The organism is Pseudomonas sp. AM14(2022) (assembly GCF_036346455.1).
In the GTDB taxonomy this organism is placed as follows: domain Bacteria; phylum Pseudomonadota; class Gammaproteobacteria; order Pseudomonadales; family Pseudomonadaceae; genus Aquipseudomonas; species Aquipseudomonas putida_A.
Window position 1 is genome coordinate 66,537 of record NZ_JAOTNY010000007.1, and the last position, 13,814, is coordinate 80,350.

The 13,814-nt window shown below is 58.7% G+C and carries 13 protein-coding genes; 4 read left to right on the forward strand and 9 right to left on the reverse strand.

The features are described 5' to 3' along the window. The first annotated feature begins 230 nt into the window (after positions 1-230). Complete coding sequence (locus V3W27_RS15540) at positions 231-1,256, forward strand: hypothetical protein (RefSeq protein WP_330206995.1); 1,026 nt, start codon at positions 231-233, stop codon at positions 1,254-1,256. 50 nt (positions 1,257-1,306) lie between these two features. Here the strand turns inward: V3W27_RS15540 and V3W27_RS15545 are convergent, their stop codons facing one another. Continuing rightward, complete coding sequence (locus V3W27_RS15545; protein WP_330207097.1) at positions 1,307-1,915, reverse strand: tetratricopeptide repeat protein; 609 nt, start codon at positions 1,913-1,915, stop codon at positions 1,307-1,309. A 3-nt stretch (positions 1,916-1,918) separates the two neighbouring features. Continuing rightward, positions 1,919-2,281, reverse strand: a complete 363-nt coding sequence (locus V3W27_RS15550) for a hypothetical protein (protein ID WP_330206996.1) — start codon at positions 2,279-2,281, stop codon at positions 1,919-1,921. A gap of 286 nt (positions 2,282-2,567) precedes the next feature. Here V3W27_RS15550 and V3W27_RS15555 point away from each other — a divergent pair, with 286 nt between their 5' ends. Next, positions 2,568-3,374, forward strand: a complete 807-nt coding sequence (locus V3W27_RS15555; protein ID WP_103367660.1) for a glycosyltransferase family 2 protein — start codon at positions 2,568-2,570, stop codon at positions 3,372-3,374. Positions 3,375-3,703: 329 nt separating this feature from the next. On the opposite strand, the gene V3W27_RS15560 is transcribed toward V3W27_RS15555, so the two are convergent. From V3W27_RS15560 to V3W27_RS15590, 7 genes are all read right to left on the reverse strand, one after another. After that, entirely contained in the window at positions 3,704-4,288 is a 585-nt protein-coding gene (locus V3W27_RS15560; RefSeq protein ID WP_330206997.1) for a hypothetical protein, read from the reverse strand. 85 nt (positions 4,289-4,373) lie between these two features. After that, positions 4,374-4,556, reverse strand: a complete 183-nt coding sequence (locus tag V3W27_RS15565) for a hypothetical protein (RefSeq protein WP_115987047.1) — start codon at positions 4,554-4,556, stop codon at positions 4,374-4,376. 11 nt (positions 4,557-4,567) lie between these two features. Continuing rightward, positions 4,568-4,810 carry a hypothetical protein gene (locus V3W27_RS15570; protein WP_097088770.1) on the reverse strand — a complete coding sequence of 81 codons (243 nt, stop codon included), beginning with the start codon at positions 4,808-4,810 and terminating at the stop codon, positions 4,568-4,570. Positions 4,811-4,960: 150 nt separating this feature from the next. Then, a complete protein-coding gene (locus V3W27_RS15575) occupies positions 4,961-6,031 on the reverse strand; it encodes a lipocalin-like domain-containing protein (RefSeq protein WP_330206998.1) in 1,071 nt (356 codons plus the stop codon). After that, positions 6,021-8,492 carry an ABC transporter permease gene (locus V3W27_RS15580; RefSeq protein WP_330206999.1) on the reverse strand — a complete coding sequence of 824 codons (2,472 nt, stop codon included), beginning with the start codon at positions 8,490-8,492 and terminating at the stop codon, positions 6,021-6,023. Before V3W27_RS15580 ends, V3W27_RS15575 begins: the two co-directional genes overlap by 11 nt. Further along, entirely contained in the window at positions 8,489-9,142 is a 654-nt protein-coding gene (locus tag V3W27_RS15585; protein WP_096796218.1) for an ABC transporter ATP-binding protein, read from the reverse strand. The genes V3W27_RS15580 and V3W27_RS15585 overlap by 4 nt, the downstream gene beginning before the upstream one ends. 194 nt (positions 9,143-9,336) lie before the next feature. Beyond that, entirely contained in the window at positions 9,337-11,034 is a 1,698-nt protein-coding gene (locus V3W27_RS15590) for a sulfatase-like hydrolase/transferase (protein WP_330207000.1), read from the reverse strand. A 389-nt stretch (positions 11,035-11,423) separates the two neighbouring features. On the opposite strand from V3W27_RS15590, the gene V3W27_RS15595 reads away from it, so the two are divergent. Then, the gene (locus tag V3W27_RS15595; RefSeq protein ID WP_096796216.1) at positions 11,424-12,776 is read left to right on the forward strand and encodes a UDP-glucose dehydrogenase family protein; all 1,353 of its coding nucleotides are present in this window, start codon (positions 11,424-11,426) and stop codon (positions 12,774-12,776) included. Further along, positions 12,773-13,810 (forward strand): NAD-dependent epimerase, encoded by a 1,038-nt coding sequence (locus V3W27_RS15600; protein ID WP_097088761.1) that lies wholly within the window; start codon positions 12,773-12,775, stop codon positions 13,808-13,810. Before V3W27_RS15595 ends, V3W27_RS15600 begins: the two co-directional genes overlap by 4 nt. Positions 13,811-13,814: the final 4 nt, after the last annotated feature.

The following is a 13,814-nucleotide window of genomic DNA, read 5'->3' on the forward strand; positions in this document are numbered from 1 at the left end:
GAGTGTTGTTATAAATGGCGTTCGCCCAATTTTTCCAAAAACGCCTATACAAATAATGCTGCTGAATGGTGCAACATGCACTCTAGCGACCAAAGGAGACAAGACCAAAGGGATAGATTTATTTTCCGGCTTGCACCTTTTCCTAGCCCAGTTTTTTCAGAAAATAAATCCGTGCCCTTTTTCCCACCGCCATTACAGCAATCGGATTACACACTCAAAGGACTGTCCCCTTGAAACACCTGACTCGCCTTCTAACCCTTCTTCTCGCGCTTACCTTCTCACTCAGCGCTACCGCATTATCCCTTCGCTCCGAACAACGCCCGGACGGAACGACGGCCCTGCTACTCACCAATGACCCAGCGCCGGACAGAGCGCCAAAGCTCAACAAGGATCCAGCCATTCGTTCGGCGTTAGTTGATTTCTTTGGTTACCAAACGGGTAGCTACACCAACGACAAAACGATGATCGTGCAACAAGTCCTGGATGCGCTCGATTCGGAAATGTCCATGTTTGAACAGGGTGTGCCTGCCGGCAGAAAAATGATCACCGCCATGGATGACGGCAACAACGGGTTCGACCGCGGGGCTTTGTTGCTGGACGACAAAGGACAATTGATCGCTGTCGGCTTGGTGAATGGTCATTGCACGGTGAAGTCTCGTGACGAGGCTTTGACCTGTAATGATGCGCCGGACACGGTGCTGACGATCTTCCAGCCGCAAGGCGCGAAAAAAGCTGACGCAGAGCCTTTGATTGGCTGGAGCAAGCAGCTGCCGCCGCTGTTGGCCATGTGGGCGGAAAGCGATAATCCTGAGCGACGAGCCGCAGCGCAAAAAATTGCGACCATTGAATACGCTGCCACTAACCCGAGTCAGGGTGCCTGGACGGTGGGTCAGTTACCTTCCGATTTCCCTGAAGCAATGCTGGCGATGCTGCCGCAACGGGCGCATCTGATCGGTGCGGGTGCTCACGGCGTATTCACCACGCCGGGGATGGAGGGTTCACCGATTGAGGGTGATTGGGACAAGATTGCCGGACGTCCTCAGCATGAGTTCGAGGTCATTCTTAGTACCTTTACTGATTATGCAGATGTCATCGATTTCTATCAGCAGCATGCGAAGGATGCCGAAATCAGCGGTAATCAACGAAAAGCGCTGGTCGAGGGTTACATCGGTGGTGGTACTTACAAAATCGAAATACGAAATAAAGAGGACGAAGGAACGGTGATCACCTTATCAGCCTGGAATCAAGAGATCTGATTCATTCAATCAGAAAGAGGCGACTTCAATCGCCTCTTTCTAGTTGTATCTCAGAGCTTTTCCAATTCTTCCTTCGCTCCAGGCGCATAGCGACCCACTGCCTTGAGCATCCAGAACTCTGCCTTGGATCGGCTCTTGGGCAGTCCACCTCGCCCTTGCGCATACATCTTTCCTAATGCCAACTGAGCGTTGCCAAAGTCTGCATCCGCTGACTGGCGATAAAGTTTCGCAGCTTCGCGTTCATTGCGTTCAGTTCCATGCCCCTGCTCCAGCATCTGTGCCAATTCATATTGCGAGTACTGGTTACCTTGCAAAGCCGATTTGCGATACCACGCGACAGCGAGCTTTTCATCCTTTTCTACACCGCGCCCGGTGGCCAGCATCTCGGCGAAATTATTTTGACCAGATGCGTCTCCTGCCTCAGCAGCCTTACGAAACCAATTTGCTGCGGTTACGTCGCTCTGTGGAACTTCGTCACCCTCTTCGTAGATGTGAGCCAGCAACATATAGGCCATGACGTAGCCGCCCTCGGCCGACTGGTTGTAGTACGCCAACGCTTTGTCCATATCCTTGAGATTTTTGATTGATCGGCCGCCGCGATGGTAGATCTGCGCCAGACTGAACTGAGCTTTGGCGTTACCCTGCTCCGCCGCTTTCAGATCCTAATAAACACCTGCATCTTCACCCTCAACACTTCGATCCCAACTAAGCTCCTCAGCAAGTCCGACTTGCGCCTCGGCATTACCTTGTTCTGCTGCCTTGCGAAACCACTCTTCCGGCATGCCCGGCGACCACTGCTCTACCACCCCGCAAAGGTTCTCCTGAATGGCTTTGCCAAACTGCGTCTGCGCTTCGAGATCACCTGCAACTGCTCGCTCATGCAGATGTTCCGAATTCGGTGCGCACTTGCCTGCCTTCATCCCGTCGTAGAGCTCACGCGGTTCTTGTGCCCACGTATTACAGGCGATGAACATCGAAAAAAAAGCAGTACCTACTGCACCGATAGTTTTGAAACTGTTGCTCATTTGATACTTCCTTGTGGCTTAAAAAATCCAGGCAAAAAGCGTTGCGCGTCGCCGGGGGCATTGATGACGCCATCAATGGTGGCGAAAGCAATACGTCCGGTTTTCCTGAAGCGTTAAAGCGGCGCGCAGTTTAACGTGTGGACCGGATTCCGTGGGTGAGATGTCGTGTCTCGAAACACCTCGCCTCACTTCCTGAACGTCAAATTAAGCTTCAACTAAGCTTGCGTCGCTAGCATCCCGGCCCGAGAGACACCTGTCGCCGATCAACCGCGGATGAGCTTCCAGAATGAGCCAGTTTGATTTACCAGCCGTTACGCAGCCGAATTTCAGTCTTGTATTGGTGAATTACAAAACCCCGGACATCACCCGGATGTGCCTGGAGTTATTGCGTCAGCACGTTCAGGCTCAGCGCATTCCGGTTTGGGTGGTGGACAATGATTCGGCGGATGCCAGCCTGGATTACTTGCGTTCGCTGGACTGGATCAATCTGATCGAACGTCCCTCCCCCGGCAAAGAAGCGGGACATATTGCGCATGGCAAGGCGCTGGATCTGGCGCTGGAAAAAGTTGAAACCGACTATCTGTTTCTGCTGCACACCGACACCTTTGTCTACGACAAGGAAGTCTTCGCGATGATGCTGCGTGAGTGTACAAAGTCTGCGGACATCGCCGCAGTCGGGTGTGTCGAGCAAATCAATCGAGGGATTCTGAGAGACACCTGGCGACTAACTTCGCGGTTTTGCAAACACTATATTCGCCGGGCGAAAACTGCGTTGGGTTTGCGCAGTAAAGAGCCGAAACCTTATCGGGAAACTCATCTCAAGAGTTTCTGCACTTTGTGGAACGCCAAGTTGATGAAGTCCCATGGACTGCACTTTTGCATGGATGACCGAGTGCCCGGTTATACCCTGCAGGATCGAATGGTCGGTCTGGGCTATGGCATCAAGCTGCTGTCACCACGCAAGATTTTCCGCTATCTGGATCACATCCAGGCAGGAACCGTCGCCGCCGCTGGCACGTACGGCAAAAACCACCGCCGCACCAAGATGTATGAAGCCACCCTCAAACGCTTTGCGGGGCAGGCATCGGCATAATTGCGAACACAAAAAAGGGCGACTGCAAAGTCGCCCTTTTTTTATCTGAAATTGTATACATCCGCTCCGAAGAGGTGTTCGCCCAGTGTAATGGCCTGGCAATCCATGCACCGGTAAAGAGCCCTGACACTGGGCGAACGGGAAGGATTTTAATAGAAGTTGGCAGATATGTCGTCATACACAAAGGTAAATTTTATGTACGAAAAAGTTAATAGATATTTATCGACGAAATCCTTTCGTGAAACTTTCAAAGCACGGCTCAGCTCATTTCAGATGATTGTTCTCATACAATAATCTGTACAAGAACAATCATCTTGTAGAGTTAATACTCAGCTTTCATGCTGACTGGTCACTTTTAATACATCGGTATAAGTGACAACTACGCTCTGCCCGACTTTCAGATCTTTCAGCTTGGCCTGAATTTCAGGCTTTTTGACGTCGAGGATTTTCGACTTACCTTGAGGGTTTTCCAGGGTCACCTGATTATTCTTCAAATCAATTTTGGTGATTTTCAGTTGCACCTGAATCTGGCGATAAGCCTCGCCGCCCGGGTTTTCGCTGCCCGGTGCCTTGCGCAGCTCGCCGCTACGCTCGACGGTGCCAGGCAGACCTTTATCCACATCGGTATCGAGGTAAGCCGCCACCGAGCGTTGTACTTCGACTTTTACCAGATCGCCGACCTGAAGATTGGCGAGGTTTTTCGCCTTGTCGCTGAGCTGAACGTGAACCTGACGACCTTCAGCGCCTTCGAGCACAACCTGATGGTTGGCCGCATCGACGGCCAGCACTTTGGTGGTGACCTGATCGGCCTCGACGGTGGCGGACAGCGGAATATCGGCCGCCATGGCGCCGAAGCTGGTGGCGGACAGGACGGTTGCGAGGGTGATGGCCTTGGCCAGAGCGTGGAGCTTCATAAGCGGTACTTTCCCTGTAATGAATGGCAGCACCCGGCGCCAACGCAGGGTCGGCGGCGGATGTGCCATTGAGCATAGACGCTGTTCAGGGCTTGGCTTTCGTTTCTGCCGCGGCGGTCTCCTGCGCAGTGGATTCGCCACTGGCGTTGCCCTTGCCGCTGTCCTCGCGCTGTTTGGGATCGGTCGGGCGCAGGGCGTCGTTGTCGCGTTCGGTTTCTCCCGGTGGCCGGGGTTCGTCGGGGTGCTCGCTGGGGGATACGGGTTTCATGGTGGTTCTCCTCAGGCGTCAGGGTCATCCAGTTCATTGGTAACGTTCACGGCAGGCGAATCCTTGTGCAGGTCATCGGCCTTGGCGCGCAGGATCTGCCACTGCTCCAGATCGATCGCGCCTTGGCCGAGCAGGTCGTCGGCGATGCGTTGCAGGTCGAAATAGTGAGCGTCGGGGGATTGCTGCCAGTAGGTCTGATCGTCGAACAGACGCTGCCAGGTGGTGAGGTCTGGGGGTTGCAGGTCGTCGCTCATGGGCGGGCTCCTCGCCGGGGTCTCGGAAATGGACCGGGATTGATCGGTAGAGGGTGGTAGACGGGGCGGAGTTCCGGGCAATTGCTCGGTGGGTGACTGTACCGGCGCCTTCGCGGGCAAGCCCGCTCCCACAGGTTTTGCGTGTGAGCGTCAGTACCCGGTCATTTCCAGATAGCCGCGCCCGCCATGGCTGCCGCTGATCCGCACCGGCCCTTCCCAGTAAGGGATGCGCAGGTTCATCCAGGCGTCGGGATTGAGCGCGTCGAGGCTGATGTCGAGGTGTTTGTCGGGAATGCTGATCGACCAGCGCACCGGCATCTGGCGGCCGGCAACTTTTGCGGTGTCCTTGGGTGTGAGTCTGATCTGCGCGCCGTGCAGGGTTTCGGTCTGGCCGTCGGCGTTGATCCAGGTGCCGGTCAGATACGGCGCGCCGTCAGTTTGCCGGGTGCGAAACAGCATCAGCGACTCACCACTGTCCAGGTGAAGGGAAAACCAGTCCCACCCGGTCTGATTCGCTGCCAGTGGCTGACTGCTCCATTCACGATCCAGCCACGCCGGGCCGCTGACGGTGTAGGTCTGGCCGTCAATTTGCAGGGTGCCGCTGGCCTGAAAAAACGGCTGACTGTAGTAGTAAGAGGCCTGGCCCTGTTCGGATTTTCGGCTGAAACCGTTGTCACCTTGCAACACCAGTGGACGACTGGAGGTGAGGTGCAATTGATAGCTGAAAGCTTTGTCGCTGGCACTGAGTTGCAGATCGGTCAGCGGATCCTGCGCCTGACTGGCGAAGCGCCAATCATCGATCCACGCCTCGAACGGCGCGACGTTCACCCCGGCCTGCCCCACTCCGCCTCGGGCATAGCGCTCGGCGGCATGGTGCGCGGTGGCCGAAGTCACCGCAGCATGCCCGAGCCAGATCGTCTGATTGCCCCAGCCCGGCTGCTCTGCCGCAGGCTTTAAAGCGCTGCGAAACAGCGTCCATTGCACGCCGAAATCGTGGCCCTGCTGATCCTTGAGATTGGCGGTGACATACCACCACTCGATACGAAAACCATCATGCGCGCCATGATCCGCCGGGAAGCTGAACACTCGCCCTGGCACCACGGCGGTGAACTGCGCAGCCTGATCGCCAAGCCCGGCGAAGCCCTTTTGCTCAGGCACAGGCTGATCGCAACCGCCCAACAGCAGCAGCGCGAACAGCAGCGCAACCCGGTTAATCCTCATGAGCAAACGTCCTCAGCAGATCCGCCGGTTGTGTGCGGTACAACGAATACAGCGGCCACGCCGAGGCCAACAGCGTCGCCAGCAACGCCAGCCCGAGCAACTGCAGCAGTTGCAGCGGAAAGATCCGCAACGGCAAACGCCAGCCGAATGCCTGCACATTGATCACCGCGTCCAGACACCACGCCAACGCGATCCCCAACGGCAACGCCAGCACCAGCGTCAACACCGCCAGCAGCCAGGTCTGGCCGAGGTTGAGCAGCATCAACTGGCGGCGCGTCACGCCCAAGGCCCACAGCGGCGCCAGTTGCCCTAGGCGGCTCTGGCTCTGAGTCAGCAGGCTGATGAACAGCGCGACACCGGCCACCGCCAAAGTCAGGCTGTTGAGCGCGGCGGTGGCGGCGAAAGTGCGTTCGAAAACCTGCACCGACCACCCCTTGAGCCGCGCCTGATCGACGATGCGGCTGTCATCGAGCTGAAAGTGCGTTTGCAGCGCAGACAAAAACGGCGGGATATCGGGCGGCGCGATGCGCAGGTTGAAACGGTTCGGTGTCAGTGACGGCCACAGCCGCAGCAGATGACTGCTGTTGACCAGCACGTGCCCCTTGGGATTGCCGTAGTCGGCGTAGATCCCGACGATCCGCGGTGACCACGCCCCGCCCGGTGTCGGCACGTTCAAATGATTCCCCGCCCGCACCTTCAGCCGTCGTGCCAGTTGTTCGCTGAGCATCACTGAATCGTCGTTCGCCAGATGCGCCCACGGATCTCCGGCAATCGCCTCGAGCAACGGCCAGTGCTGGCGATAATAAGGATGATCGATCACCCCGAAGACATCCGCCGGCCAGCCTTGCAGGGTGACCGCGACTTGCCAGTTGGGCAGCACCGCGCTGACGTTCGGCTGTTGCTTGAGCCAGGTGTACATCTCGCGCGATTGCGCCGGATTGACCGGGTTGAGGTACAGCTCGGCACTGAGGCGTTGTTCGAGCCAGTCGTCGAAGGTCTGGCGAAAACCGGCGGTCATGCTGCCGGCGCCGATGTTGGCCGACAGCGCCAGCAGCAACGCCATTAGCGCCAGACTGAGTGCCGGCAGTTGCTGGCGGCAATCGGCGAGAAACCACTGACCGAGCACCGAACGACTGCGCCCGAGCAAAGGAGTAAGCACTGCGCTGAGCACCACCGGCAACGCCAGCGCAGCGCCGAGCAGCAACCCGGCCATCAACACAAAACCACTGCTCAGACTGTCGCCCCAGACCAGCGCCAGCAGCGCAATCAAGCCCAGCACCGCCGCCAGCCAACCCTGACGGCGCAACCAGCGCGCATGTTGCTGATGCCAGGCCTGCGGATCCGCCACCGCCAACAGCGGCAAACGTGCCGCACGCAGCAGACTGTTGGCACCGGCCAGCAACGCGCCGAACAGGCTCAAACCAATACCGCTGAACCACCACCACGGGCTCAAGCGCAACTGCCCCGCCACTTCCGCGCCGTACAGACCGCGCAGGCTGGCGGCGACGTCCGGCAGCAATACGCTCGCCAGCCAGTAACCGCTGATGACCCCGAACACGCCGCCAACCAGCGCCAGCACACCCAGTTCGACGATCAGACAGCCGATCAACATCCGCGCACTGACCCCGCAGGCACGCAAGGTTCGCAGCAGACCACGACGCTGTTCCAGCGCCAGACCGATGGCCGCGTGCACGATGAACAGCCCGACCAGAAACGAGAGAAAGCCCAAGGCATCCAGGTTGAGGTGAAAGCTCTCGGTCAGGCGCGAAAGATTGTTTTCCTCGGCGCTGCTTTTGAGCTGCAGCCGACCGTTGAACGCGGCCGGCAGCTCGGCGTGAAAATCCTTGGGCAGTAACAAGCGCGACAGTTGCCCGGGCTGTTCGAGCACGGTTTGCGCGACGCCGATGTCCACCAGCAACACGCCAGGCGCCATGTCCTTTTGCGCGTGCAGCGGCGGCAGCGTCTGGCCGCTGGCGGTTTGCGGCGTGGCGCCTTCGGTCAGGCCCGAGGCGTGCAGGGTTTCCGGGGAAATCCAGGTGCTGCCTGGCGGTGAGAAGAACGCGACGATGCGCTCGATCGGCATCGCCTGCCCGGCCACCGCAGCGTCCGTCGGCAGCGACACCGGCTCGATGCCCATCAGTTGCAGGCGCTGATCCGGGTGATCCTTGAGCATCAGCCGGCCTTGCAGCAACGGCGACACCGGCCAGCCTGCGCGGCGCAGATCGATGAACCACTGCTGGGTGAACGTCGCACCGCTCGGTGTGGCCAGACTGGCCTGGGGTTCACCGCCGATCATCTGACTGGCCCGGGCGTAACTGTCGCGGGCCTGACTGTTCAGTGCCTCGACCCCGGTCAGCAGACTGGTCGCCAGCCACAACCCGGTCAGCACACTGAAAAACTGCACCGGATGCCGCCGCCAGTGGCTGAGCAACGCACGCAGGGTTTGCCAGAATACGTTCACGTCAGACGGCCGCTGGACAACACCACCCGCTGCGCCAGTCGCGCCGCCACGCGTGGGCTGTGCGTGACCATCAACAGCGTGGTCGGCGTGTCATCCAGCAACTCGAGCAACAGGCGCAGCACTTCATCACTGGTGGCTTCGTCGAGGCTGCCGGTGGGTTCGTCGGCGAGCAGCAATTTCGGCCGTGAGGCCAAGGCCCGGGCCAGCGCCACCCGCTGCTGCTGACCGCCGGAAAGTTGTTCGGGATAACGCTTGAGCAAATCGCCCAACCCCAGACGCTGCACCAGATGCGCCTGCCAGCGCGGTTCATGGCGCCCGGCCAGACGCGCCTGAAACGCCAGATTATCCTCGACCCGCAGACTGCCGATCAGGTTGAACTGCTGGAACACCAGACCGATTTCAGTGCGACGCCAGTCGGCCAGCTGCGCTTCGTTCATCTGCTCCAGCCGATGCTCGCCGCTGTGGATGCTGCCGCGATCAACCTTGTCGAGGCCGGCAATCAGGTGCAGCAAGGTGCTTTTGCCGCTGCCGGATTCGCCCATCAGCGCCAGACTGCTGCCGGCTTCGAGCGTCAGGTCGACGCCTTGCAGCACCGGGAGCGGGCCTTGGGGAGTGAGGTAACTTTTGAACACGCCTTGAACCTGAAGCATGCCGCCATCCGTTGGGTCAATGTGGGGCAAGGATAGCGGATAGCGGCCTGATTGGATCAGTGGTGTTCGTACTGGTCTCATCGCTGGCAAGCCAGCTCCTACAGGGATTGAGTTATCCACAAATACCGGGTTCACCCTGAAACACTGTGGGAGCTTGCCTGCAAGCGATGAGGCCAGAGAACCCAACACAAACCTCACTCCCCCGCCGCCACACTCGTGGCCGCCTGCCCCGGCGTAACAATCGTCTTCAGATCAATGTGCTTCCACTCAGGCTTGGCCCCCAGCCGCGCATTGAAGCGGTAGTTGAAGGTGAAGTCGTCCGCTGTCGGCAGCGTCAACGGTTTGCCGTACAGCGCCTCGACTCCCGCCAGGTCATAACCCATCACCTGCAGCAGCGTCGGAAAAATGTTGTAGTGGCTGGAGCGGTCCTTGTTCGCCGGCAACGCTTGCGCCCAGTCCGGGCCGTGCAGCTGATCGCCCTGAATCACCACCAGTGGCACCAGCCCTTCTTCCTCCACCGGATCGCCACCGCAGTGGGTATTAAGCCCGGGGTTGCCGCGTTCATGCAGGTCCTGGCCGTGATCGGAGGTGTAGATCAGCAGCGCATTGTGCAAATTGGCCTGGGCAAGTACCCGGGCGAAGAACTCGCCGACATTCCACAGCACGGTGTTCTTGTAGGCGTTGCGGTACAGCACCCAGTCATCCGGCTGGCCGTTGAAACCGTCGCGTTTGCCGGTGTCGGCCACTTCAGTGAATTGCCCGCGCGGCAAGGTCGGCCGATAGGCCATGAAGGCGTCGGGGTATTTGTCGTGCACCGGGAAATGCGCGCCGACCTTGTTGATCACCACCAGCTCCGGCTGATCGTCGTTGAGCAGTTCGATCAGCTTGGCGGCAGCGGCCATGTCGCGGTCGCGCACGCTGGTCTGGTCAAACTGGACGAATTCGTCGATGTCTTTTTTCTCGGTGTCGGTCATCAGGTTCTGCAGATTGCCGGCAGTGCGCTGAGCATCGATGTACACCGTGCGCAACCCGGCCTTTTTCGCGTACTGCCAGATCGACGGCAGCGTGCTGTTGATCCGTATGTAATCGGCACGGGTGCCGCCGTAGCGCAGGGTGACGTTGGTGTCGGCGCTGCAATTGGCGATGGATGCGGCGTAGCCGTAGTTGAAAATGTCGACGCCCGGATGCGCCTGATTAAGGTTGCTGTGCACTCCGAACGGCGCATTGATGTCCAGGTAATTGCCGGAGATGCTTTCATCGATGATCAGCACGATGTCGTGATTGACCGCCACTGCGTTGCGCGCCAGCGTCACCGGCTCGCGCGGGCCGACCGTGTTGTGCAGCGCTTCATAAGCGAACAGGTTCAGATAGGCCAGCGGCGTGTACATGATCGGCAAACCGCGCGCGCCCTCGCCCGCCCGCAGGAACAACACCGCGCTCAACAGCAGCACACCACACACCGGCGCCGCCACACGCAACGCGTTGGGCACCACCAGTGCATGGCGCGGTTTCAGACCGATGCCGAACAGCAACAGCAGACCACTGAGCGCGCCATGAATGATCGCGTCGCGATACTGGTAGGCGGCCTCCTGAATGAAGCCGCCGGAGTACACCAGCGAGACAAAACTGCTGTAGCTCAGGTAATCCGCGGTGACCCGGGTATAGACATCGAAAAACACCGCCGAGACAAACAGTGTTATTGCGAATAAGTGGCGAATGAGAGCCTGACGAATATAAGCCGTTAGATATAACGCTAAAGTAAGCGCCAAAAACATCGCGCCAAAAAGAAGTACAGCAAAACCGGCGCCGATAGCATTTAACCGATCAACGTAATATTCGGAATAAAGCAGCAAATAAACAATTAAAAGTACTTCTTTGGCATATCTGAACATGGCGATACCGCTCGTGCAAAACGGCAGGGAGTCAAAGGTTTGTCGGTCAGAACCTGACACTAGCACCCAGCCATCAAAGCGCAAGAATTGACTGTTTTCTTTAGAAAGCGTCAAAAAACCGGTGACTCAAATCTGACACACACCAAACGCTAGAAGCCTTTAAATTAAAGACTTACAACCGTTTATCGCTTATTTTGAATCTGAACAAATCTGCAAAAAAACAACAAATCCAATCGCAGCAATGACTTGATGGCCAATCGCCAAAAAGCGCTCAAGTGTTATACAGGTGCAACATGTCATTTTGCTGACACGCTTTCCAAACCCTGCGCTATACCCCTTTTACAGTCTTCTTCCGAACTTCTTCTTTTCGCTCTATCGAGGGTGCGCAGATGGACGTGAGCGTATTTGGCACCGGCTATGTCGGATTAATTCAAGCCGCCGCACTTGCAGATGTAGGGCATCGGGTTTTATGTGTCGATATTGACCCCAACAAGATCAAGCAACTGCAACAAGCTGTGCCACCTATTAGTGAGCCTGGTCTTTCCAGCACCCTCGAAGAAAACATCAAGGCCGGCCGCTTGCTCTTTAGCACTCAGGCCAGCGACGCGGTGGAGCATGCCGAGCTGATTTTCATCGCCGTGGGCACGCCGGCCGATGAAGACGGTTCCGCCGACCTGACCCATGTGCTGAACGTGGCTCGGGAGATCGCCTCGCACATGGAGGCCGATCGCACCCTGATCATCAAGTCCACGGTGCCGGTCGGCACGGCCGACCAGGTCGCCGCCAAGGCCAGCGAAGAGTTGCTCCGTCGCGGCAAAAGTGCCCTCAAGGTCCGCGTGGTGTCCAATCCCGAATTCCTCAAGGAAGGCAGCGCCCTCGCCGATTGCATGCGCCCGGACCGGATCATCGTCGGCACCCGCGATGACGAAGCCCGCGAACAGATGAGCGAGCTGTACGCGCCGTTCTGCCGTAACCACGAAAAACTGATGTTCATGGACAACCGCAGCGCCGAACTGACCAAGTACGCGGCCAACGCCATGCTCGCCACGCGCATCAGCTTCATGAACGAACTGGCCAACCTCACCGAACTGCTCGGCGCCGACATCGAAGCGGTGCGCAAAGGCATCGGCTCCGACCCGCGCATCGGCTACCACTTCATTTACCCCGGTTGCGGCTTCGGCGGTTCATGCTTCCCCAAGGATCTGCGCGCCCTGCTGCACACCGCCGAACACAACGGCATGCCGCTGAAATTGCTGCGCAGCGTCACCGACGTCAACGACAGCCAGCGGCACATCCTCTTCGGCAAACTCAAGGCGCAGTTTCCGCAGGGTCTGGCCGGCAAGTCGATTGCGATTTGGGGCCTGGCGTTCAAACCCAATACCGATGACATGCGCGAAGCCCCCAGCCGCTACCTGATGGACGCGCTGTGGGCCGAAGGCGCCAGCGTGCAGGCCTACGATCCGGAAGCCATGTCCGAATGCCGGCGCCTGTACGGCTATCGCAACGACCTGCACCTGTGCGCCACCCGGGACGACACCCTGGAAGATGCCGATGCGCTGGTGATCTGCACCGAGTGGAAGAATTTTCGCGTAGTGGATTTCGAGCTGCTGGCGAGCAAGCTGCGCTCGAAAGTGATTGTCGACGGTCGCAACCTCTACAACCCGGAACACGTGGCCGCCGCCGGTCTGCATTACAGCGGCATCGGCCTGCGCCACATCGCTCCGGAAGGACTGCGCCCATGAAAATCCTGGTCACCGGCGCAGCCGGCTTCATTGGCGCCCATTGCGTGTTGCGGCTGATGCGCGACGGGCATGCGGTGGTCGGCCTGGATAACTTCAACGGCTATTACGACCCGCAACTGAAACACGATCGGGTGCAATGGGTGCGCGATCAGGTCGGGCATTTCCCGCTGGCGCGGATCGATCTGGCCGATGCCGCCGCGATTGAAGCGCTGTTTGTCCGCGAGCAACCGCAAGTGGTGATCCACCTCGCGGCGCAGGCCGGGGTGCGCTACTCGCTGGAAAATCCGAAGGCCTACCTCGACAGTAACCTCTGCGGTTTCCTGAATATTCTCGAAGGCTGCCGGCACCATCCGGTGGAGCACTTGATCTACGCCTCGTCGAGCTCGGTGTATGGCGCCAACCAGCACACGCCGTACTCGGTGCATGACGGGGTGAATCATCCGCTGTCGCTGTACGCCGCGACCAAAAAAGCCAACGAGCTGATGGCCCACAGTTATAGCCACCTGTTCGGCATTCCCAGCACCGGCCTGCGCTTTTTCACCGTGTACGGGCCATGGGGTCGGCCGGACATGTCGCCCATTCAGTTTGCCCGGGCGATCACCGAAGGCACACCGCTGAAGCTGTTCAACTACGGCGAGCACCAGCGCGATTTCACTTATATAGACGACATCGTCGAAAGCATCGCGCGCCTCACCGACCATCCGCCGCACAGCCACCCGGAGTGGGATCGTGAACATCCCGACGCGGGCAGCAGCATGGCGCCGTGGTGCCTGTTCAACATCGGCGGCCACCACCCGGTGGAGCTGAAAACCTATCTGGCGCTGATGGAAAAACACCTCGGCCAGAAAGCCATTGTCGAGCTCTTGCCCCTGCAACCGGGCGATGTGCTCAACACCTGTGCCGAGACCGATGATCTGGCCCAGGCCACCGGGTTCCAGCCCCGGATCGAGCTGGATGAAGGACTGGGGCGTTTCATCGCCTGGTTTCGCGACTACTACCCCACTGCCTATCGCCCACGCGCCGCTCGCGGCTGAACAT

Coding starts and splice junctions, on each gene's coding strand:
- V3W27_RS15550 (WP_330206996.1), bottom strand. CDS start 2,281: ATGAGCAACAGTTTCAAAACTATCGGTGCAGTAGGTACTGCTTTTTTT.
- V3W27_RS15555 (WP_103367660.1), top strand. CDS start 2,568: ATGAGCCAGTTTGATTTACCAGCCGTTACGCAGCCGAATTTCAGTCTT.
- V3W27_RS15560 (WP_330206997.1), bottom strand. CDS start 4,288: ATGAAGCTCCACGCTCTGGCCAAGGCCATCACCCTCGCAACCGTCCTG.
- V3W27_RS15565 (WP_115987047.1), bottom strand. CDS start 4,556: ATGAAACCCGTATCCCCCAGCGAGCACCCCGACGAACCCCGGCCACCG.
- V3W27_RS15570 (WP_097088770.1), bottom strand. CDS start 4,810: ATGAGCGACGACCTGCAACCCCCAGACCTCACCACCTGGCAGCGTCTG.
- V3W27_RS15575 (WP_330206998.1), bottom strand. CDS start 6,031: ATGAGGATTAACCGGGTTGCGCTGCTGTTCGCGCTGCTGCTGTTGGGC.
- V3W27_RS15585 (WP_096796218.1), bottom strand. CDS start 9,142: ATGCTTCAGGTTCAAGGCGTGTTCAAAAGTTACCTCACTCCCCAAGGC.
- V3W27_RS15590 (WP_330207000.1), bottom strand. CDS start 11,034: ATGTTCAGATATGCCAAAGAAGTACTTTTAATTGTTTATTTGCTGCTT.
- V3W27_RS15595 (WP_096796216.1), top strand. CDS start 11,424: ATGGACGTGAGCGTATTTGGCACCGGCTATGTCGGATTAATTCAAGCC.
- V3W27_RS15600 (WP_097088761.1), top strand. CDS start 12,773: ATGAAAATCCTGGTCACCGGCGCAGCCGGCTTCATTGGCGCCCATTGC.